The 23,327-nt window shown below is 43.8% G+C and carries 16 protein-coding genes; 9 read left to right on the forward strand and 7 right to left on the reverse strand.

Annotated elements, in window-relative coordinates:
* Positions 1-7: 7 nt before the first annotated feature.
* A complete protein-coding gene (locus tag B0O44_RS22220; protein ID WP_110834286.1) occupies positions 8-964 on the reverse strand; it encodes an NAD(P)H-dependent flavin oxidoreductase in 957 nt (318 codons plus the stop codon).
* A 5-nt stretch (positions 965-969) separates the two neighbouring features.
* The gene (locus tag B0O44_RS22225; RefSeq protein WP_110834287.1) at positions 970-2,139 is read right to left on the reverse strand and encodes an amidohydrolase family protein; all 1,170 of its coding nucleotides are present in this window, start codon (positions 2,137-2,139) and stop codon (positions 970-972) included.
* A 148-nt stretch (positions 2,140-2,287) separates the two neighbouring features.
* Here B0O44_RS22225 and B0O44_RS22230 point away from each other — a divergent pair, with 148 nt between their 5' ends.
* Positions 2,288-2,977, forward strand: a complete 690-nt coding sequence (locus B0O44_RS22230; RefSeq protein ID WP_110834288.1) for a helix-turn-helix transcriptional regulator — start codon at positions 2,288-2,290, stop codon at positions 2,975-2,977.
* 219 nt (positions 2,978-3,196) lie between these two features.
* Here B0O44_RS22230 and B0O44_RS22235 read toward each other — a convergent pair whose 3' ends face one another.
* Positions 3,197-6,277 (reverse strand): AsmA family protein, encoded by a 3,081-nt coding sequence (locus B0O44_RS22235; RefSeq protein ID WP_110834289.1) that lies wholly within the window; start codon positions 6,275-6,277, stop codon positions 3,197-3,199.
* A 116-nt stretch (positions 6,278-6,393) separates the two neighbouring features.
* Between B0O44_RS22235 and B0O44_RS22240 the strand changes: the two genes are divergently transcribed.
* From B0O44_RS22240 to B0O44_RS22255, 4 genes are all read left to right on the forward strand, one after another.
* Positions 6,394-6,891 (forward strand): DinB family protein, encoded by a 498-nt coding sequence (locus tag B0O44_RS22240; RefSeq protein WP_110834290.1) that lies wholly within the window; start codon positions 6,394-6,396, stop codon positions 6,889-6,891.
* 72 nt (positions 6,892-6,963) lie between these two features.
* Positions 6,964-7,971: a 23S rRNA pseudouridine(2604) synthase RluF gene (gene rluF, locus B0O44_RS22245; protein WP_110834291.1), complete on the forward strand. Its 1,008-nt coding sequence runs from the start codon at positions 6,964-6,966 to the stop codon at positions 7,969-7,971.
* 67 nt (positions 7,972-8,038) lie between these two features.
* Positions 8,039-9,094 (forward strand): 23S rRNA (adenine(2503)-C(2))-methyltransferase RlmN, encoded by a 1,056-nt coding sequence (gene rlmN, locus B0O44_RS22250; RefSeq protein ID WP_110834292.1) that lies wholly within the window; start codon positions 8,039-8,041, stop codon positions 9,092-9,094.
* 46 nt (positions 9,095-9,140) lie between these two features.
* Positions 9,141-9,836, forward strand: a complete 696-nt coding sequence (locus B0O44_RS22255; RefSeq protein WP_110834293.1) for a ComF family protein — start codon at positions 9,141-9,143, stop codon at positions 9,834-9,836.
* 242 nt (positions 9,837-10,078) lie between these two features.
* Here the strand turns inward: B0O44_RS22255 and B0O44_RS22260 are convergent, their stop codons facing one another.
* The gene (locus tag B0O44_RS22260) at positions 10,079-12,850 is read right to left on the reverse strand and encodes a PAS domain S-box protein (protein WP_110834294.1); all 2,772 of its coding nucleotides are present in this window, start codon (positions 12,848-12,850) and stop codon (positions 10,079-10,081) included.
* Between the two features lie 18 nt (positions 12,851-12,868).
* Entirely contained in the window at positions 12,869-14,140 is a 1,272-nt protein-coding gene (gene glyA / locus B0O44_RS22265; RefSeq protein WP_110834295.1) for a serine hydroxymethyltransferase, read from the reverse strand.
* Between the two features lie 300 nt (positions 14,141-14,440).
* Here glyA and dxs point away from each other — a divergent pair, with 300 nt between their 5' ends.
* The 3 genes from dxs to B0O44_RS22280 all read left to right on the forward strand — a co-directional run bounded on the left by dxs (position 14,441) and on the right by B0O44_RS22280 (position 18,268).
* Positions 14,441-16,369 (forward strand): 1-deoxy-D-xylulose-5-phosphate synthase, encoded by a 1,929-nt coding sequence (gene dxs, locus B0O44_RS22270; RefSeq protein ID WP_110834296.1) that lies wholly within the window; start codon positions 14,441-14,443, stop codon positions 16,367-16,369.
* A gap of 166 nt (positions 16,370-16,535) precedes the next feature.
* Complete coding sequence (locus tag B0O44_RS22275) at positions 16,536-16,847, forward strand: hypothetical protein (RefSeq protein ID WP_110834297.1); 312 nt, start codon at positions 16,536-16,538, stop codon at positions 16,845-16,847.
* 83 nt (positions 16,848-16,930) lie between these two features.
* Positions 16,931-18,268, forward strand: coding sequence for a sigma-54-dependent transcriptional regulator (locus B0O44_RS22280; protein ID WP_110834298.1), 1,338 nt, complete (start codon positions 16,931-16,933; stop codon positions 18,266-18,268).
* Here B0O44_RS22280 and B0O44_RS22285 read toward each other — a convergent pair.
* The gene (locus B0O44_RS22285) at positions 18,253-20,754 is read right to left on the reverse strand and encodes a hybrid sensor histidine kinase/response regulator (protein ID WP_110834299.1); all 2,502 of its coding nucleotides are present in this window, start codon (positions 20,752-20,754) and stop codon (positions 18,253-18,255) included. The two genes, B0O44_RS22280 and B0O44_RS22285, sit on opposite strands and share 16 nt — an antisense overlap.
* Positions 20,755-20,807: 53 nt before the next feature.
* Positions 20,808-21,944, reverse strand: coding sequence for an alginate lyase family protein (locus B0O44_RS22290; protein WP_245943776.1), 1,137 nt, complete (start codon positions 21,942-21,944; stop codon positions 20,808-20,810).
* Positions 21,945-22,422: 478 nt separating this feature from the next.
* Between B0O44_RS22290 and B0O44_RS22295 the strand changes: the two genes are divergently transcribed.
* On the forward strand, positions 22,423-23,307 hold the full coding sequence (locus B0O44_RS22295) for a PorP/SprF family type IX secretion system membrane protein (RefSeq protein WP_110834300.1): 885 nt from the start codon (positions 22,423-22,425) through the stop codon (positions 23,305-23,307).
* Positions 23,308-23,327 lie beyond the last annotated feature (20 nt).

Here is a 23,327-nt window from a genome sequence, read left to right on the forward strand (position 1 = left end):
GCCCCCTTTATCCTTCTGTAAAATCTAAAGCCGCTATTCGTTTTTGGGTATCCAGAAACTCTTTCCAGATGCGTTGCAAAATCTGTGCTGCAGGTTCAATGTGCTGCAGGGCTGCCGAAACCTGGCCAATTTCAAGTTCTCCTTCTTCCAGGTCACCTTCAAACATGCCCGCTTTGGCCCTTGCCCGTCCCAGCAATTGGCTAAGCTGCGCCGCATCAGCCCCGGCAGCCTCTGCTGCAGCAACAGCCTGGGAAAAAGTATTGTGCAGCAAGCGCACCGGAACCAGCTTTTTCAGACTCAGCCGGGTATCCCCTTCTGCAGCCTGGATTATTTTTTCTTTAAAATTCTGATGCGCGGAAGATTCTGCTGCCAAGGCAAAAGCAGAACCAAGCTGTACCGCTTCTGCACCCAGTGAAAAGCAAGCCATCATGGCCTCTCCGCTACCAATTCCACCTGCAGCAATCAGCGGGATCTGCACCGCCTGCCGCACCAGGGGCAGCAAACAAAGTGTGGTGGTCTCTTCCCGTCCATTATGCCCTCCTGCTTCAAAACCTTCGGCAACAATGGCATCCACACCACAAGCCTCCGCTTTTAAAGCAAATTTGGTATTGGACACCACATGCACAACCCTAAGCCCTTTTTCTTTAAGAAAGCCTGTCCAGGTAGCCGGATTTCCGGCCGAAGTAAATACAATTTTCACCTCTTCCTCTATCAGGATCTGCATGATTTGATCTATGTTTGGATAAAGCAGAGGGACATTCACGGCAAAGGGCTTTGTGCAGGCTGCCCTGCATTTACGAATGTGTTCCCGCAGTACCTGCGGATACATTGAACCCGCACCGATAATCCCCAGACCTCCGGCATTGGAAACCGCAGAAGCCAGTTTCCAGCCACTGCACCAGATCATTCCCGCCTGGATAACCGGATATTTGATTTGAAATAATTCTGTAATACGATTGGGCATTTATATTAAATTAATCTTTTGATGATGGCTTTATTTTGGGGCCGGTCCCCTTCAAACTGAAGCAGGTTGATCCCTGGTCTTTTTCCGGCTTCCAGACTGCCGTACTGCTGCGAAATCCCTAAAAACTCTGCTCCGTTTAAGGTTGCCCAGCGCAAGCTTTCCTCAAAGGTCGTTTGCCCTGCCCGGACCAGGGTTTGCATTTCGGCCAAAACGCTCAACTGATGATTACTTGCCAGGCTATCGGTTCCAAGGGTAAATTTTGCCCCCGTCTGCCGCAACATGGCCACATCAGGCAACCGGTTTTCTATATATTGATTTGCATTCGGACAAAGGCACCAGTAAATGTCCGGGTTGAATTTCAATGCGAAATGCACATCTGAAGCTGCTGTAAAAGTGTTGTGCACCATTAAAGCTTTGCCCATAGGCAGTTCTGGCAAAATGCTTTTTAATGCACTTTGTCCGCTGGCCTGAAAAAAGGAAATGTCCAGCCCCAGAAATTCGTAGAGTTTTAAAAAGGCCCCTTTCTTATGCTCAAAAAATTCATTTTCATCTGCTGTTTCCTGGTTGTGCATACTGATCAGGTTTTCCTCCTTTTGGCTATAGGCCCTGATTAGCGCAAAGAGCTCTTTGGATACCGAATATGGGGCATGCGGGACAATAGATGCTTTTAAGGGGGCAAAAGCTTGTTTAAGCCCTATGGCCTGCCCCATGACCGCAGGTGCCTGCTGGGGATTAAAACCCAATGTTTCAATAAAAGTATGGTAATACAGATCGCTCTGCTGTTTTGTTTGTCTGGAAATCAGTTGATTGGAAATATCCCCAACGGCCACAATTCCCTGTCTGTGCATGTCCTGGTCTGCTTTTGTGATCGCCTCCAGGATCAGTTCCTCTGCCATGGTCCTTTGACCGATCACCTGGCGGACAAATTCCTGTAAACCGGTGCCTTCCTGGATTTTTCCAAGCAGGTGCGAGAGCTCCAGGTGACAGTGTGTATTGACAAAACCGGGAACAAGTATTCCCTGGTGCTTTTCTATATTTTCTATTCCTCTTGACTTTGCCTGTTCCGGGCTAAACACCGCTTTTATGGTCCCCCCCTCCCCAAGTTCAAGCACACCATGTGCTATAGGAGCTGAAGAAACCGGATAAAGCCAGGATGCGGAAATATATTTAAGCATAAGCACAAATTACGGCTATCCTGTCCATTCAAACAAATTAACTGCTAAAGAACTCCGGGACTGCAGCTTGTTTTGAGGTTCCTTTCGGGGAAAAGCCTTTCATTAATTATATTTGTTTCAAAAAATTTAACCCCAACCTTATTGCAACATGAACCGGATAGACAGGCTCCTAGGAATTTTGGTACTTCTGCAAACCAAAAAATATACCAGCGCAGAAAAAATCGCCGAGCACTATCAGATCAGCATCAGAACCGTATACAGAGACATCAAAGCCCTGATCGAACAGGGCATTCCCATTAGTTTTGAGCAGCCTAAGGGTTATTTCATTGTACAGGGGTATTTCCTGCCGCCCGTATCCTTTAATTCAGAAGAAGCCAATGCCCTTTTGATTATGGAACGCCTTGTTGCCGGCTTTGCAGACCAGTCCATACACATGCATTACACCAATGCGCTGAATAAGGTCAAGGCTGTATTGCGCCACAGTCAGAAAGAGCGGTTGGAGTTTTTAAACGACAACATCAAATTGCAGCTGCCGGACTTTATAAAGAACGAATACCAGCACCTTTCTGTATTGCAACAGGTCATTTCTACCAAGTCTATTATTGAAATTGACTATACCAACAATGAAAAGGAAAGCAGTACCCGGCGACTGGAGTCCATAGGCCTTATTTTTTATGCCTTCAACTGGCATCTGATTGCCTGGTGCCACAACCGCAAAGACTACCGTGATTTCAGGGTTTCCAGAATTGTTAAAATCAAATGTCTTGATCTGCCCTTTGAAAAGACCCAGCACCGGTCTGTTTCAGATTACATGCAAGAACTCCCTGTCAATTACTAAACAAAGCCGGGCAGTATCTGATGGATGCTTTAGAAGTACTTTAGTACTGATGGAAAAACAACCGGAACACTGCCCGGATTTTGAACGGATTTTAGCCGGAGATAGTCCGGGTAAAATCCGGACGAAGTCTCTGTAATCTCCCTATAATCTCCCCGTTAGGACTAGAAAATCCCTCCACTGTTTCCCGGGCATTTATCTTCCAAAACTTAAATTTGCGTGCTAATTTTCCGGGTCTGTGCTCTCCTCCAGTTTTCCATCCTTGTTTCGCTTTAAGCGCACCACGGGTTTTTCCTGTGTACCGGTAATGCTCAATGGGATCCCAAAAATTCCAAAGGGTGGCAGGCCCAACCTTCCACTCATGTTCAGACGCCCATCCAGACTCACCTGCCCTTCAAATCTTGGTCTGAAACCGGCAATTTTCATTTTAAAACGTTCAATGGTGATGATGTTTTTGTTGATGCTGCTTTTAATGTTTACTTCCGAAAGATCAGGATTGGTCAGGGTGTCCCTGTGGGTCTCTTTACTCACCGCATTCATCAGCTTAAAACCAAGAAGGCTTACTTTTTTCAGGGAAAGTACCCCTTTACCTTTTATGGATGGAAGAACAGGGAACATATCCTGATTGAGCCTTCCGGAAAGCTGGTAGTCTAACCCAACTACGCCTTTTACTTTAGAAGCAGAGCTGGCCAGTTCACGGAATAATTTGACCTCTTTATAGGCTTTGGCAATATCAAACTCTTTTGCCCTAATGTGATAATCAAAAAGGGCCGATGTTGGCTTCAGACTTTTATAACTGCCATCCATTTGCACAGCGGCACCGATCAGGTTAAAGCCGGCATCTTTCAGGGCAAGACTTCCTTTATCGAGCGCCAATGTACCTTTAACATTTTTGAGCTCCAAACCATTATAATGCACCGAGCCTGCATCGGCAGAAAAAGAAACATTCAGGTTGCCGGGAATCAGAATGACGCCCTGCCCTTTTGCAGCAGCAGCCGGAGCCCCGCTGTGGTAAGCCATAAATTCATCCGCATATAAGTTTTTACTCTGCAAATTAAACGTTCCGCTCAGCGCGGCCTTCTGGGAGAGGATATAACTGATTACATTGTCCAGCGCCCCGTTAATGTTAAAGTCTGACTTTCCGTAAACAGCTTTAAACTGCTCAAATTTCATTTTATCTTGAACAAAGGAGAATACACCATTTTTGATCAGAAATTCTTTAGGGAAAAGGTCTGACTGCAAGCTAAGACCTTTAATGGTCATGCGTCCTTTATTGTTCAACCGGTCATAGCGTCCTGCCATGGCATCACTTTGCAAGCCTTTTAAAGAAAGATTGGTGCTCACCGAGCCCTTCACCTGATAACCCTTTACGGCAAAAAGCTGGTACATTTTGCCCAGGTCCACCGTTCCTTTTGACTTGACGTCATAGGCCACGTTTTCAAAATTCCTGACCTCTGCTTTAAGCAAAAACGGCTGGCCGGCCATCTGGAAAGAAATTGGCTTAATTTGTAACTGGGTTCCCCTCAGGGTACCACTTTGGTTAAAAAGCGTACCATCTACAACGATATGCTCCAAAGCCTGGTTAAAGGAAGCCGTTTTCAGGTAACCATCGCTGAGTTTAATGCTGGCCCTGGTGAGGGGGAAAATTTTTCTTTTTTTATGGTAACTGCCTTTGCTTTGCACATCAAGGTTCAGCTTACCCCTCAATTCCAGTCCTTTCAAAGGGTAAAATTGTTTGAGTTCCGCAAAATTGAAAACGGATTTTAAATCTGCATCCAGGCTTAACTGCTGCGCGGTACTGAATTTCACAAAGCCTTTCAGGTAATTACTCAGTGCCCGGATGTCAATATCTCTGAAATCCAGATGCGTGTGTTTATAATCGCCGTCCGGATTTCCCCCTTCTGCACGAAAATTAATGTGATCAATGGCCGCCGGTAAAGTACTGTATTTAAAATAACCTCCTGATAAAGAAGATTTTAAATTAAACTTAGGAATGGTAGCAATTACGGTATCTACCTGTCTGATGCCAGAGCGGACCACTTTTTTGGTGTATTTACCATCGGCATCCAGGTCCAGGACCAGATGTCCTTTAAGCTGCGCTATTCCAAATACTTTTGCCCATTGCTCTAAATTGACAGAAGCACGGGTTTTGGTAAAGATTTCCGGTTCTTTCAAACCTTTAAACCTCAGCACCGAACTCAGGCGATCTTTTCCCATGGTAAAATACAAGCTGTCCATATTGATGTACAGGCTGTCCGGATTTAAACCAGGCAATCGGGTCTGCAGGTTCAGAAACAAATTCCGGATGGGCTGAGGTGCCTTTGGATTGTTGATTTCACCCTGCCGGATTTTCATATTGAAAGCAAGGGTGGGCATACTTTTACTACTGGCCTGATATTTACCAATCAGCGAAGCATTGATTTCGGCATAGCCCTTAATATTGGTTTCCTCCATACGACTGGCCATGGCAGGCGGAAGGGCGGTAAAAATATTGTGCAAATCTGTTTCTTTGGCTACCGTTTTAAAATTGATGTCATAACCATCTTTCAAAAAGGAAAACTTGCCCACAAAGTGTATAGGAAGGGAATTAATTTTCAGGTCATTTTCATCGAACATCAGGTCCAGGGAACTGGTATTGATTTTAGTGAGCAGTTTGGCATTGACCTTTTTATGAAGCAGGTAGGGATTGTTGTTGTAATAAAGGTCAAGGGTATCTATCTGTGCATTGCTTTTTAAGTCAAATACGGCCTTGCTCAGGTCGCCTTGTCCGGTATAGTTCAGTCCCACTGCCCTGACCAGCATCGGCACAGAGAGGTCATGATAAATCAGTTTACTTTTTCGGATAGAAATACTTTCAATTTTTATCGCTGCAGAGCTGCTGTCCGTACTGCTGCTTTTGGTGTCTTTTTCCTTTTTCCAGATGTTGTAATTTGCATTTCCTTTTTCATCGACCTTAATATGAACATTGGCCTGGTCCAGATAGATCCGGTCAATTTTAATCTGTCCGGAAAAAAGACTGCTCAGGTCTACGCCGAAAGAAAGGTCTTTTGCCTGCAACAGGGTATCTTTTTCAAATGGAGCAGCACCCCTGATGCGAAGCTCGTGCAGGTTTAACGTCAGGGAAGGAAACTGTTTAAAGAAAGACAATCCCGAACTTTCAAACTGGACTTCTCCGTTGATATTCTGATTGAGCCATTGCTTTACCCCTTTGGAAATCGCAGCGGGCATCAGGTATGGAACCAAGAATAAAAGAAGTAAAATGGATGCAAAACTGATCCCGAGAATTTTTATAGCTTTTTTCAATCTGACGAAATTATAATGAGGCGCTGCAAAGTTAATTTTTTTTATCCTAAAAAATCAGGCTGCCATAAGGTTGTCAGCGGCGCCTGTTTGCTTTGTATTCTAAAGAAAACAAAACTATGGAAATGATTAAAATGTATCTGGAAGAATTGGAACAGGAAGCAAAGGTGAGCAAAAAAATGCTGGAAAGAATTCCTAATGACCATTTTGGCTGGAAACCGCACGAAAAAAGCATGGACATTAAAAATCTGGCCGGCCATTTGGCAGACCTGCACAGTTGGGCAGGGTTAATATTAAGTACAGATGAACTGGATTTTATGAACATGCCTTATCAGTTAGAGGACATGAACAACACAGCAGAACTTCTGAACTGCCTGGAAAAAAGCCTCGATAAATCCAGGGCACAACTTGTTCCTGAAATGGAAAAAGCGCTGAACGACAACTGGACCCTAAGAAGCGGTGAAACCATTTATGATGTGTCTCCTAAGACAAAAGTCATCCGCATGTCCCTGAACCAGATTACACATCACCGGGCACAATTGGGTGTTTACCTTCGTTTGCTGGACATCCCTCTTCCCGCCAGTTATGGACCAAGTGCAGACGAAAAGGAGTTTTAGCACAACATTTTAACCGAAATATGGGTTTTAATTGATTTCTTTGCAAAAGGAAATCAATTAAAACCCATCCTCATGTCGGATTCCAGTACAAGATTAAATAAATACATCAGTGAAAGTGGTTTGTGTTCCAGAAGGGCCGCAGACAGGTATATTGAACAGGGCAGTGTATATATTAATGGCAAAAAAGCCAAGGTTGGCGATAAAGTCTTTTTTGGGGACCTGGTGGTCGTCAATGGACAAAGTATAGAACCGAAGCAGGTGGAAAACTCCATCCTACTGGCTTTCAACAAACCCACCGGAATCACAAGCACGACAGAGGCAGGCGTAAAAAGTAATATTGTGGATTATGTAAACCACAGTGAGCGCGTTTTTCCGATCGGCAGGCTGGACAAAGATTCGCAGGGACTGATTTTCCTGACCAATAACGGAGATCTGGTGAATAAAATACTCCGTGCCGGCAACAATCATGAAAAAGAATATGTCGTCACGGTAAACAAGCCTTTGACCGATCGTTTTATAGAAGGCATGGCCAAAGGGGTCCCCGTCTTAGGCGTCATGACCAAAAAATGCAAGGTAAGCAAAGAAAGTCCCCTGATTTTCAGGATTACCCTGATCCAGGGCCTAAACAGGCAGATCCGCAGAATGTGTGAGTATTTTGGTTATGAAGTGGTCAAACTGGAAAGGGTGAGGATCATGAACATTAGTCTTAAAGGGCTTCCACTGGGTGAATGGCGGGAGCTGACCACGGAAGAACAGCAGGAAATTTACAAAATGGTTGCCAAATCCAGCTCCGAGAAATCGGCTGCCCCAAAACGGGTTTCCAATAAAAAGAATACAGAACCGGCAGAAAGTCCTGCGCCTTCTAAAAGAAGCAATACCTCGCGTCCAAAAGGCGGCAATGCTGCTGGCCGCAGCAAAGCAAAGCCAGATGGCAGATCTGCTGCTGCTCCTAAAAGAAATACCAATGCTGCCGGGGTAACAGACTGGCATAAATCCAATGGCCCCAGCAAAAGACCTGTCAGACCATCCAAGGGAAGACCAGGCGCACCGGCCGCTAAAACCAGAAGCCCAAAACGTTAGCCCGGAGAATTGATTAGTAAGTCATTGTGACAATAATCGCATTTTTTTTAGGTAACTTTGCGGCGAAATGGCAATGATTAAAAAAACGGATATTCGTGCGCTGACCCTGGACCAGCTGCAGCAGCACTTTATTTCCATCAAGGAACCTTCTTACCGGGCCAAACAGGTATACCAATGGTTATGGGAAAAGTCTGCCCGTAGTTTTGAGCAGATGAGCAACCTGTCCAAGGACCTGAGGAAAAAACTGGATGAAAATTTTGCAATCAATGTAGTAGAGGTCAATAACGCTCAGTTTAGTAATGACCATACCATTAAAAACACCTTCAGGTTATATGACGGCAACATTGTAGAAGGCGTTTTGATTCCCATGGATGAGCGTATGACCGCTTGCGTCAGTTCACAGGTTGGCTGCAGCCTGACCTGCAAGTTTTGTGCAACGGGTTATATGGACCGCAAAAGAAACCTCAATGCAGATGAAATTTATGACCAGGTGGTTTTGATTGACCAGCAGGCCAAACAAAATTACAATGCCCCTTTAACAAATATCGTTTACATGGGGATGGGAGAACCCCTGCTCAATTATGCCAATGTATTGAAATCGATTGAGCGCATTACAGCGCCCGATGGCTTAAACATGTCTTATAAACGCATTACCGTATCCACTGCCGGGATTGCTAAAATGATCAAAAAACTGGGTGATGACGGCGTAAAATTTAACCTGGCCATTTCCCTTCACGCTGCCAATGACAAAAAGAGGAACGAGATCATGCCCATCAATGAGCAGAATTCGTTAAAGTCACTGGAAGAGGCCCTCAAATATTATTTTTCCAAAACAAAAAACCCGGTGACTTATGAATACATCGTCTTCAATCATTTCAATGATGAAATAGAAGATGCGATGGAACTGGCTAAATTCTGCAAGCATGTCCCTTGTAAAGTGAACCTGATTGAATATAATCCGATACAGTTTGCAGATTTCATTAATGCCGAGGGAGATAAAATCGATGCCTTTTCCAATTATCTGAAAAGTCAGGGCATTAATACCAATATCAGGCGCAGTCGTGGTAAGGACATTGATGCCGCCTGCGGACAGCTGGCCATCAAAGACCAGACAGTTTCCTGAATTTAAATAACCAGAAAAACAAAATAAGGAACGACATTGGCTTTTAATGAAGCCAAACTTTTTCTCAGACCTTTTTGCCTTACTTTTTCCCAGGTTGTGCGGCGCCTGCGCTACGCCTTTGTATAACGGAGAACAGGAAATTTGTCTGACTTGCCTGCAGGACCTGCCATATACAGATTTTCACCTGTACAAAGACCACCCACTTGCCAAACAGTTCTGGGGAAGGGTCTCCTTGAATGGGGTTTTTGCCTTGCTGTATTATAAAAAGTCGGGCAGCACAAAAAACCTGGTCCATCAGTTAAAATACAAAGACCAGTGCCGGCTGGGCATCTTTTTGGGAGAAAAAATCGGAGAACGCTTATTACTTTCTTCGGAATTTAAGAACATTGACCTGGTTCTTCCTGTTCCGCTTCATTGGAAAAAGGCTTTTCAAAGAGGCTACAACCAAAGTACTTTTATTGCCATGGGCATTGCTTCGGTTTTAAAAATACCTCTCTGTGAAAAGGCCATCCATAGAAAAACCCCTACCCGGAGTCAGACCAGAAAAGACCGTTACCAGCGGTTCAGTAACCTCACCGAAGTTTTCAAAGCCCCCCGGCCGGAACTACTTTCGGGAAAACATCTTCTTTTGGTTGATGATGTGATTACCACAGGGGCGACCGTAGAATCCTGTGCACTTGAACTCTTTAAATGCAGGCCCTTAAGCATTAGCGTGGCCGCCATTGCTTTTGTACCCACTTAAATCCAAAGCTGCATCGTATAAAAAATTTATTGCAGAAACAACAAATCAAATCTGCCAGCGTTTATACTATTGAGAGCGTTAATTTAGATGGTAAAGGCCGGTATTTTCTTCCCAGAATCACCGGCCTTTCTTTTTTTATATTTTTTTTTGAAAAAAAGCGGTACTATAAAAACATTTTTGTTTCTTTGTCCCGAGAGCGTTAATTTTAAGGGTCGATATTTCTTCATAGAAATTTCGGCCCTTTATTTTTTTGCTGTATTTTCAAAAATATCTAAAAGTAAATCTTTGATTTCCTGAGGATTAAAAGGCTTCAACAAATGTCCATCCATTCCGTTCTGTTTGAACTTTTCCAGGTCTTCGGTTAAGGCGGCGGCAGTTAGGGCAATCACGGGAAGATGAGTTGGCAAGTCCATTTCACGGATCAGGGCAGTTGCCTGAAAACCATCCATTTCCGGCATTTTAAGGTCCATAAAAACCAGGTCAAAAACCTGCTCTTTTATTTTTTCAATGGCCTGAAAGCCATTATAAGCGACCTCCAGCTCAAAGCCCCATTTCCCGAGTACTCTTTTTGCAATCATCACGTTGATCTCATTATCATCAACAATTAAAATGCGCTTGTCCAAAAAGGCGGCGGGTATATTTTCCATTTTATTCAAAACGGGTTGCTGAACCTTTTTAAAGCTGATTGGGAAAGAGAAAGAAGTCCCTCTTCCTTCTGTACTGTCTACCTTAATTTCAGAATTGTATAATTTAAGGAGTTTTTTAGTAATGGCCAGGCCCAGGCCTGTACCACCATATTTTCTGGAAATATCTGTTTTAGCCTGGGTAAAAGTTTCAAAAATATAGGACTGCTTATCTTTTGGGATACCAATACCGGAATCTTTTACTTCAAAAAACAAAACCACTTCATTCCTGCTCTGCTCTTCCAGCCGGACACGGAGCTCAATCAATCCTTTTTCTGTAAACTTTATGGCATTGCCCAGCAGGTTCATCAGTACCTGGTACAAACGGGTCTTATCCCCTACAATCTGTTCCGGGATCCGCTCATCATAGATCAGCTCCAGTCTATTTTCTTTTTTATATACATTGACCTGCAGGGAATTGATAATATCATGCAACAGGACAGAAAGGTTAAAAGGTATCGACTCCAGTTTTAGGTTTCCGGTATCAATTTTTGTGAAATCAAGAATATCATTAACGATATGAAGCAGGTTTTCTCCTGAAAATTTCAAAATATTCAGGTCATTGATCTGCGTTTCTTTGGGGTCATTATCCAGCAAAAGATGCGTCATGCCTATTATCGCATTCAAAGGCGTCCTGATTTCATGGCTCATCACGGTCAAAAACATTTCTTTGGCTTCACTGAGCTGAAGGGCTTGTTCTTTGGCCTCAACCATTTCCTTTTCCACCTGTTTGCGTTGGGTAATATCTGCAATCAGGTCAATCTGCCGCTCTACTTCACCCTTATTGTTGGTGATGGGTGTATTGGCCACAGACAGCCATATGGGTGTACCATCTTTTTTTCTGGCCTGGACTTCTATGGTATAAGATTCCCTGTTCAGGGCCCGTTGTCTGGATCTGGAAATCAGGTCCCTGTCTGAATCATCAGTAGACAGGATATCCCCCAGTTGCCGGCCCTGTAATTCGGAAAGGCTATACCCGGTTAGTTTTTCCAGGGATTCATTCACCCAGGTCGTCCTTGAATTTTTATCTGATATATTGACCCCGGTATTGGTTTTACTGGCCACCAGTGACAAGACCTGCAATTCTTCTTCGGCTTTTTTCTTATCCGTGATGTCGATAATAATCTCCACTTCTGAGTTCACATGGCCATGATCATCCAGGACAACGGTATTGTATATGGAAAGCCAAATGGGTTTTTTATCTTTCCGGTAAGCCAACAGGTCTACCGTAAAAGACTGGTTGCGCTTATTGAGTTCCCTGGCCCTTTCAATAAGCCCCACATCGGTTTTAGGGCCGGTAATCAGGTCACCCAACCGTCGCCCTTTGAGGTCATCCAATGTAAAACCGGTAATGTTTTCGAAAGCGGCATTGACCCAGGTCACATGATTGTTCGCATCATTGATCACAATCGCATTATTCACTTTACTGGCCACAAAGGAGAGTTTCATCAACTCATTTTCTACCCGTTTATTTTCGGTAATGTCCCTGCCATAGGTATACCAGCGATTGTTTTTCACGACCATGCTCCAGCTGATCCAGCGGATAATTCCTTCCCTGCTGACCACCCTGAAATCCAGGTTAAATTCCTTCCTTTTATCCCGGAGCCCCTTTTCCAGAATATAAACCACCCGGTCTACATCTTCCCGGTAGCACACTTCCCAGATCCGCAGATTTAAGGCTTCTTCTACAGAGTAACCCAGCAACTGGGTCACCGCATTATTGATAAAAATGATTTTCCCGCTGTAATCAAGAATACAGTGAATTTCAGGCGAAATGGCCGACATGGCCAGCAATTCTTCAAACTGCTTAATGTTGGCCTTTAGCTCCAGGTCTTTTTTCCTTAGCGACAAATGGGTAATCACTTCTTTAGCCAGGGTCAGCAGGGCATCATTTTGCTCTGCACTCAGCGACCTTGGCTTGGTGTCATACACACATATTGCCCCCAGCTTAAAGCCATTTTCATCTTTTAAAGGCGCACCTGCATAAAACCGGATAAAAGGGGCAGAACTGACAGAAGGGTGTTCAGAAAAATCCGGATCCAATAAGGTATCCTGAACCTCAAACACCCCCTCACCTTTAATCACCTGTTCACTAAAAGAGGAACTGCGGGGAATTTCTTTAACATCTCCGGAGGTACCAAAAGAGGATTTCAACCAGAGCCTGTCCTGATCGATCAGAATGATCAAAGACCTGGATGTATTACATATTAAGGCCGCCAGTTTGCAAAGATTATCAAACTGGCGTTCCCGGGGAGTATCTAATATATGATAATCATGAAGTGCTTTTATACGTTCATGTTCATCATTATTTAACTTCTCGTCACCTAACATGTATCGAATTTATTCCTTCTATTTGTATAATGGAAAGCGGCCGACCAGTGCCAGTACCTTTTTCTTTACACCTTCAAGATGCTGATCATCTTCGGCATTGCTCAGGGCCTGATCAATCAGGTCTACAATGTTTTCCATATCGCCTTCTTTAAAACCACGGCTTGTGATGGCTGCAGTCCCCACGCGGATACCTGAGGTTACAAAAGGTGATTTATCATCAAAAGGAACCATGTTTTTATTCACGGTAATGTCTGCTTTACCCAGGGCAGCTTCAGCCGCTTTTCCTGTAATATTTTTATTTCTAAGGTCAATCAGCATCAGGTGGTTATCCGTTCCTCCTGAAATGATGCCGTATCCTTTTGCAACAAATGCCTTCGCCATGGCCTGTGCATTGACTTTTACCTGCTTAATGTATTCCAGATACTCTTCGCTGAGTGCTTCACCAAAAGCAATGGCCTTTGCAGCAATAATGTGTTCCAGCGGTCCGCCTTGTGTTCCAGGGAACACGGCCATGTCCAGTACCGATGACATCATGCGGGGCTCTCCTTTTGGGGTCTTCAATCCGAAAGGGTTTTCGAAATCCTTACCCATCATGATCATTCCTCCGCGTGGCCCGCGTAAGGTTTTGTGTGTGGTGGTCGTTACAATATGGCAATGTGGAAGCGGATCGTTCAGCAATCCCCTGGCAATCATTCCGGCAGGATGGGAAATATCAGCCAGCACAAGGGCACCGATTTTATCTGCAACACTGCGGATGAATGCATAATCCCATTCCCTTGAATAAGCAGAAGCACCGCAAATGATCAGTTTTGGACGTTCGGCCAATGCAAGTTCTTCCAGTTTTGCATAGTCGATCAGTCCGTCTTCTTTTTTAACACCATAAAATAAAGGATGATACAATTTACCTGAAAAATTCACCGGGGAACCATGGGTAAGGTGTCCGCCATGTGAAAGGTCAAAGCCTAATATTTTATCTCCGGGCTGGATCACTGCCAGCATCACCGCTGCGTTTGCCTGTGCACCTGAGTGTGGTTGTACATTGACCCAGGCAGCACCGAATAGTTTTTTTGCACGCTCAATCGCTAAATTTTCAATTTCATCTACAACCTCACATCCACCATAATAGCGTTTGCCTGGCAGGCCTTCCGCATATTTATTGGTTAAAACTGAACCAGCAGCTTCCATAACCTGTTTGCTGACGAAGTTTTCAGATGCAATCAGTTCAAGTCCATTTTCCTGACGGTCCAATTCCCTGTCAATCAAATCAAAAATTAAAGTATCACGTTTCATCTATATTTTGTTTTATTATTTATTAAGCTGGTGGAGGACCCGGTCATCCGTTTGATTTTATTTTGTAAAAATAATGATTTCCTACGGAGTTTTAGTAGTAAAATCCAGTTAAAAGACTTCTAAGAAACGATTTAATTTCTCTGCTATTAAATTAAGAGCCCTGTGGCTAAAAAAAAGATGTTTCAACGCTTATTTAGGACTTAGGTCCAACGGTTGAGCAGGTGCAATCAGGAATAGCCCAAAAGATGCTGATTATATTAAACAAATTCCCTTACTTTGTAAATTCTTTGATGACCCCGTATGGAAGACACTAAGCGTCCACTATTACCCAACATAAACTATCCTGCTGATTTAAAGCAGTATAAGGAAGAAGACCTTGAACAGATCAGTCAGGAACTGCGCCAGTACATTATCGATGCAGTAAGCACCAATGGTGGCCATTTTGCCGCCAGTCTAGGTGTTGTAGAGCTCACTGTAGCGTTGCATTACGTGCTGAATACACCTTATGACAAACTGGTTTGGGATGTTGGTCATCAGGCTTACGGACATAAAATATTAACCGGCAGAAAATCTGTTTTCCACACCAACAGACTTCTTCACGGCATCAGCGGCTTTCCGAATATTGCAGAAAGTGAATATGATACTTTTGGGGTCGGCCATTCCTCTACTTCCATATCGGCTGCACTGGGTATGGCAGTGGCTTCCCACTACAAGGGAGAAAAGGACCGTCAGCATGTTGCTGTCATCGGAGATGGGGCAATGACCGCCGGTCTTGCTTTTGAGGGCCTTAACCATGCAGGTATTGAAAATTCGAACTTACTGGTGATCCTTAATGACAACTGCATGTCTATTGATCCCAATGTTGGGGCTTTAAAAGAATACCTGACCAGCATTACCACATCTAAATCTTATAACCGCTTCAGAGATGACATTTCCAATGTACTGATCAAACTTTCTGAACTGGGTCCCAATGCACATAAGTTTGTTAAAAAAATAGAAAAAAGCATTAAAGGTACTTTGCTAAAACAAAGCAATTTATTTGAAGCGCTTAATTTTAGATATTTTGGTCCGGTAGATGGTCATGACGTCAAAAAACTGGCAACAGTTTTAAGAGACCTTAAGGATATTCCTGGCCCTAAGTTATTACATTGTGTCACTTTAAAAGGTAAAGGTTTTGCCCTTGCCGAGAAAGATCAAACCAAATGGCACGCACCTGGCCTTTTTGATAAAATTACCGGAGAAATCAAAAAGAGCAGCAGCGATAAACCGCAGCCACCTAAATATCAGGATGTGTTTGGCCATACTCTGGTCGAACTGGCCGAAGCGAATAAAAATATTGTGGGCATTACCCCTGCCATGCCTTCGGGCTCTTCCATGAACATCATGATGAAAGCCATGCCTGACCGGGCTTTTGATGTGGGTATTGCAGAACAACACGCAGTTACTTTTTCTGCAGGACTGGCAACACAGGGCCTGGTCCCATTCTGTAACATCTACTCCAGCTTCATGCAGCGTGCTTATGACCAGGTGATCCATGATGTGGCCATACAAAACCTTAATGTGGTTTTCTGCCTGGACAGGGCTGGTGTTGCGGGTGCCGATGGCGCCACCCATCACGGCGCCTATGACCTTGCTTTTATGCGCTGCATACCAAATATGACTGTTGCCGCGCCCATGAACGAGGAAGAACTGCGGAACCTTATGTATACTGCCCAGCAGGAAAACATGGGCCCGTTTTCGATTCGTTACCCAAGGGGAAGTGGAGTCATGCCAGACTGGAAACGTCCGTTAAAAGCCATAGAGCCCGGTAAGGGACGAAAAATCTGTGACGGCGAGGACGTTGCCCTGCTGACCATTGGCCATGTTGGCAATTTTGCTGTTGAGGCCTGTAAAGAACTTAGTCTGGAAGGCATCCATCCTGCACATTATGACCTTCGTTTTGTGAAACCTTTGGACCAGGCCATGCTTCATGAAGTGTTTAGACGTTATCAAAATGTCATCACTGTGGAAGACGGCTGTCTGCAAGGCGGTATGGGCTCTGCTGTTTTGGAATTTATGGCCGACCACAACTACCATTCGAAAGTGGTACGCCTGGGAATGCCGGATGTGCTGGTTGAACATGGCGAACAACCCGAACTTTGGGCACTTTGTGGCTATGATACCGCAGCAATTATCAAAACGGTAAAAACCATGGCAATTGGCCGCACAACAGAAACCATAGCCTCCTAAACGGAAAAATTCAGCAAGCTGTAGAGAACTTCCACAGTCAGCTTTTATCGGAAATTAAAATAAAACACTATTAATCAATTAGTTATAAATATAATTGGATTATGGCACTATTGTGTACCTATACCAATCCTATTAACATGAATAATTAATTTAAAATAATAGTTTTATGAAAAAGTTCATTTTATCAGCCGCATTTTTAGCATTCGCAGCAGTAGCAACCGTAAACGCAAACGACATCAAAGCCCCTTTGGCCATTACTGCTCCACAGGACAGTACAACAAAAACCCCTGTTAAACCAGAAGAACTGCCTGACGCTGTAAAAGCAACTTTGCAGTCAGACAAATATAAAGAGTGGGTTCCTCAAGCTGCTTTCCTGGTTACAGCCGCAAACAAAACAGAGTGGTACCAGGTAGATGTTAAAAAAGGTGAAGAAACTGCTTCCCTAAAAATTGGTAAAGACGGATCAGTTATCCAATAAAATAATTAAGATTTAGCACCCAATAAAAGCCGGATATCGTTCCGGCTTTTGTATTTTTGCTATTATTGTACTAAAAACTCCCTATGGCAAAAATACTGATTATTGAAGATGACCTAACGTTTTCTCAGTTATTAGAAGGCTTTCTGACCAAAAACAAATATATACCTTCGGCCGTCCATGACGTAAAGGCTGGTCTGAAAGCAATTGCTCAACAGGATTTTGACCTTTTACTGGTCGACTACCGTTTGCCGGATGGTACGGGACTGGACATCCTTTCTGCCATCAGAGAAAAAGGATTGCATGTTCCATTGGTCATTATGACCAGTTTTAATGATGTCAGAACAGCCGTAAAATCCATTCGACTGGGCGCCTTTGATTACATCACCAAACCTGTGAATCCCGATGAGCTTTTAATGATTGTTAAAAGCGCGTTGGAACAGGGCAATCAACCAGAAGCATCATCATCACCTCAGGCGGGGCAACATGCGGATACCATTAAGGGAAAGAGTGCCACCTCCGACAAATTATATGAGCACATCGGTCTGGTTGCCCCTACAGATATGTCTGTTGTTATTCAGGGGGAAAGCGGAACAGGTAAAGAATACGCTGCCAGAACCCTCCATCTCCAGAGTAAAAGAAATACCAAGCCATTTGTTGCCATAGACTGCGGCGCCCTATCCAAAGACCTTGCTGCAAGTGAACTTTTTGGTCATGTGAAAGGTGCTTTTACCGGTGCGCTGAATGATAAAAAAGGACAATTTGAAGCTGCAAATGGGGGCACTTTATTTCTAGATGAGGTGGGCAACCTAAGTTATGAAGTACAGGTTAAACTGTTGCGTGCTTTACAGGAAAGGGTAATCCAGCCCATTGGCAGCACAAAAACAATAGCTGTTGATGTGCGCATTATTTCTGCCACCAACGATGACCTGCTCAACAGCGTGGCTAAAGGAACTTTCCGGGAAGATTTGTACCATCGTTTAAATGAATTTAAAATCCAGCTTCCTGCGCTCCGGGACAGAGGTAAAGACATAGATCTTTTCATTCAGCATTTTATAGAACTTTCCAACCATGAACTGGGCCGGAATGTTAAACAGATCTCTAAGGAAGCCAGAGAACTGCTGGACAAATACGACTGGCCGGGAAACCTGCGGGAATTAAAAAATGTCATCAAAAGAATGGTGCTCCTGAGCGCCACTGAAACTGCAGGTGTAGACGCGCTTCCGGATGAAATGATCATTTCAGTGAATCAGAGTCCCAGACCTGCTACCTCGGATCTAAAAGCCATTAATGAAGTCAATGAAAAAGCGCTGATCGTAGAAACCCTGATCAAAGTAAAATACAATAAATCCCAGGCCGCCAAACTTTTAAACATAGACAGAAAAACCCTTTACAGCAAAATGGAGCGCTACGAAATTGAATAGTCTTCCATCAGGTGAATAAGCTCGTCCAAATGCTGGCATAGCAGCAGAATCCCGTCTTTCTGCTTCTGGACATCTGCGTTCTGACTTTCCATACGTATTTCTGCTTTCCTAAAATCAGCCGCGAGCTCACGGCTTCCGATCTGGGCAATCCTTCCGGCAAGCCGGTGCAACAGCAAAGAAACCTTTTCTTTATCGTTTTGTTTCAGGCCTTGTTCCAGTTCGGTTTTATCATTCCGGCAATCTTCCCTGAAGCGGTCCATAATTTTATGGAATTGCTGGGGATCACCGAAAGTCATTTTTTGCAGGTAAGCAGGATCAAATACAAGTCCGCCTGGTATTTGATCATTGATTTCTTCAGTTAGGGCTTCCAGATTGAAAATAGACAAAAGCTCCCTTTCCTTGAAGGGCTTCATCAGGATTCCGTCAAAACCACCGGCAAGAAGGTTTTCCCGTTCTCCGGGCAACACCTGAGCGGTCATGGCATACATCTTTACTTCCTTTCCTATTTTTAAACGCATTGCCCTGCACAGCTCAACACCGGAAAGTTCAGGCATACGGATATCCATAAGCAAAACGCCAACTTCGTTATCCCAAGGTTCGTTCAACAAGTCCAAAGGAGAATTAAAACAGCGAAATGCCATCTGATGATTACTGAAAATTAAACTGCAAAGGTCCAGGATCAGCTGGTCATCATCAACAATCCATACTTTCTTCCCCAAAGCTGCAGGAACAGCCCCCTCTTGTATCTTGGACAGATCGGGCGCCTCCCCAATTTTAAATTGCAGGTAAAAGGTGAAACTGCTTCCCTCTCCTTTTTTACTTTTAACGTAGATTCTGCCCCCCTGGTTTTCAACCAGCGCTTTGACAATCGTCAGCCCCAAACCCGCCCCATTCTGGTTTACAACAGATTGTTCCGGCGATTCCGCCTGCTCAAATTCATTAAAAATATGTTTGCTTTCTTCTTCAGAAAGACCTATGCCAGTGTCTTTTACCATAAAGGTAAAATGAAGGTTGTCCCCCTGCCGTTTATAAAAAACAGAAAGCAGGATCTCCCCTTCCATCGTAAATTTTATCGCGTTGCTCAGCAGGTTGAGCAGAATCTGTCTCAACCGGAAAGGGTCTCCGTAAATATATTCCAAATCATCGAGTTCAAAATTCTGGGTCATTTTCAGCATTTTTCGTGTCGCCTGAGGGGCAACAATCAACACGACTTCTTCCAGTAATTTTCTGAGGTTAAAAACCTGCTCGCTGAAAGTAAATTTTCCGGAAACCAACCGGTTGTAATCCAGCACCTCATTCACAATCTGGAGCAAATGCTCCGAAGAATGATAAATGGCATCTACATATTTTCTACCCGGTTGCTGCTGCTTACGGATCAGCTCTGCATAACCAATAATAGACTGCAGGGGGGTCCTGATCTCATGGCTCATATTGGATAAAAAGCGTTGTTTGGCCTTACCATGATACTCCGCCTCTTCGGTAGCGGTTTCCAGTTCTTTCCTGTACCGGTTGCTTTTGGTGATGTCTGTCAGGATCAGGTACAGCAGCAGGACCATCAGCAAAAAGAACACCACCATAATGATACTGATCCGGCTGATGCCTGTATTCACCACTTTTTTGGCCTGTACCCCGTTCATTTCTATTTGAGCAACCGCTTCTGCCTCGACTTTTTTTAATATTCCAAGCATCTGGCTGATCAAAAGACTATTGGCATCGGCCAGTACGGCTTCCCTGTTCAGAAAGGACTGACTTTTTAACTTTTGTTCTTTTTCAATGGCCCTGAGCGAAGCCTCCACACCTTTTACAATTTTTCTTTCATTGGAAAGGGCAATGGTATCTCTTTTTACATTCTCTTCATTGACTATTTTAAAGGCTTTATCTTCAGTTTCCGTCTTTTTTTTACCAAAGATCTTACTGAAAAACCCCCTTGGTTTTTCCTCTGTCGGAATTACTGTCGTGGTTGAAGTCTTTTTTTCTGAGGTCACCACAGTACTGTCCGCCTGAGCCGCATTTCTGCTCACCATATCACTGAACTTCTGCACCTGGGAGGAAAATGATTTATTATTGACCAGCTTTTCCCGGACTTTCAGGTAATTTACGAATTGCTTATCCCTTACACTGAGCAGCTCGTTAATGGAGCGGATCCGCTGTAATTGTACAGAATCACCGGCATACAACTGGCTCAGGCTATCCAGAGAGATGCGAAGTTGTCTGGATTCTTTAAAGAAAGCATTGTAATTTCCCGGGTCATTAAAAGCACGTCTTCTTTGCATCTGGTCCAGGCTGGTGATCTTTCTGGACAACTCATTGACTATTCTGAGGCGTTCATTCGGAGAAGAAAGATGTTCTACAGTATTCAGCATTTCCCTGAAAGCCACCCTACTGGTTAGCCAGGCCATAAAAAGTGCAAAACAGGCCAGTATAAGGGCCAGAATTACTTTCCCTCTGATGGCTTGTATGAAACTTGATTTAGGGATACCGATCATTTTCTCTTTTTGGGATTACACAGGGAAAATGATGCCAAGCTGTACTTTTTTGATCAATTAAGCCAAATTAAGGGGTATTTTATGGGTAAATTCCGGATCACTTCTTCTCCCTGAGGCTGATGTTCCAATTTTTCCCAGGTTTTAAGCCAGTCTTTATTTCCATAGGCATTTGTACCAAAAATCAAAAAGGGCTGGGCCACAGGCCATTCTTCCCAATGCATCACATCTGGTTTTAGGCCCCACAGGGACTTATTTGCAACAAAAGGATATAAATACTCGATTCCTTTACGGATTGACCTTCCATCAGCGGTAGTATAGGTCCAAAGGTTATTATCCGGGCTGGAAAGTACCTGGCACAAAGTGGTCATGACATCGAGGTTAAACAACGAGTAGCCATAAGGTTTGGTACGCGCAAGTTCCAATGGGAAACTGCCATCTGCTGCCATCTGAGCAGGCAAGAGTACCGTTTTGTAACGCTCTATGCAAAATTTCTGTAATTCCGCATTTCCGGTCAGCTTAGAAAAAGCGGCAACCTGAAGTACAAAACAAGTACCGTGATTGTTCTTTGCATTCATTTCTGTTTTCCCATTGGGATGTGTCATCAGCCAGTCCAGATAGGTTTTAAACCAATTTTTTAATCCTTCCAGGTCGGCAGGCAGAAGTTCTTTCTGCAGAACCTGTATACCCTGTACCACATCCAATAAATGGATCGTGTCGATAATGCCAATGCCTCTTCCCGTATATAAACCTTTAATGGCCTGCGCATACAGCAGATTAGGGTTCATTTTTGTTTCCGGATCTATAAACCAGGCTTTCAGGTGCCTGATTGCGGCCCTTGCATACTTTTTTTCTCCGGTGATTTTATAGGCAGAAGTCAGTGCTCCAACCAGACGGCTGAAACGGATCATGGCCAGTCTGTGCGCAACAAAATTGCCGGGATTGGTCATTCCATCCCTTTGGATATAGGGTCCCTCAGGATACTGGGGGTCAGGCCACCAATAATCTCCTTCAGAATAAAAATCGTGTTTTCCCCCTGCACTCCTTGGTGAAAAAGCCGAAGTAACGGTCACCGGGGCAGCAGAAAGAGCAGCTTCAGCCTCTTTAAGCACCTGTTCTTTTAGTACCGCCTCAGCGGACTGATATACAGATTCCTGTAAGTTTTCCTTCTTTTTAACAGCTGTAAAATTCAAAAAAAAGAAACACAATAAAAGAGGGCACAATCTAATTTTAGACAAGGACATAAGATCTGGTTTAACCATTGAATATATTGTGTTATCTGCCGGGAAACAAGATGTAACACATTTGTTATTCAATTTTTCTTTTAAGCTGGTCCCTGGAAAAACATCTGCGTCCTTATTGTTTTATCCAAAAAACCATTATTTCTATCCGGATAAACCTAACTGCTTTATGTTATTTAGAAATAATTTGTAACAACAAAATTTAAATTCTTATATATTTAAAACTAATTTGCCTTACATCAAATATTTCGTTCAGACCTAAATTAACTTTTCTCAACCAGTTGCTATGCCATCGCTTTCTCCCCCACCTGTCCGATCCTGTTTACAAATAACTTTTAGTTTATCTTATCATAGCTACAAATGCGGCAGGGTACATCAGCGACCAGCTGATGACCAGGGTCAGGGAAGGGCCGCACTTTTATACAAACAAATGAAAACAGCTCAAAAAACCTTATCGCTCTTACTGCTTTTAATGCTGATCGGTACCGGTCTTAAAGCACAGCTGGACCCTTTAACAGCGCAATATTTTGGGAATCAATACCTGATCAATCCTGCTTTTGCGGGTTATACTTCTGGATTTAAGATCAATGCGGCTTACAGAAAGCTCTGGAACAATGTTCCCGGTGCCCCACTTACTCAGAGTGTTACCGCGGACTATGGTTTTAATAAAGTAGGCATTGGCCTGAATGTATACAATGAAAAGGCTGGATTACAGAGACAGACCCGGGTTGTTGGCAGTTATGCCTACCACCTTCCCTTAAATCAGGATGGACAACATTTACATTTTGGTGTATCGGTTGGTTTTTTAAACCAGCGGCTGGAAAGTTCAGACATCAATGGTGATCCTTCGGATCCGCTGATCGGCCTGTACAACAGCAGAAAAACTTATTTGGACGGCGATTTTGGTATGGCTTTTACCAGCCCGCACCTGAACGTCCAGGCCTCTCTTCCAAACCTAAAAAGTTTGTTCAAAAAGGAGGAAATCAAGCTCGCTGATGTCTCTACTTTTTACACTGCTGCCAGTTATAAAATTGATTTTGATGGTACTGCCGATGCCACCCAGTTGGAGCCAAAGGTTGCTTTCAGGGGCGTAAAAGGCTATGATAATATTCTGGATGCGGGTGCGCAGCTTGCTTTTGCGTCCCGGCAGGTTTTAATGATGGCCATGTACCACAGTACTAAAAACGCCACTTTTGGTCTCGGACTGGATTACAGGAAAAAATTTCTGATTTATGGTTATTATACCACCCAAACTGCTCAACTGGGAGATTATACAAATGGAAGTTTCGAGCTGAACCTGAGGTTCGGATTTTAGATTTAAAAAAGAAGCCCTGT

It is taken from the genome of Pedobacter nutrimenti (assembly GCF_003208655.1).
Classification (GTDB): domain Bacteria; phylum Bacteroidota; class Bacteroidia; order Sphingobacteriales; family Sphingobacteriaceae; genus Pedobacter; species Pedobacter nutrimenti.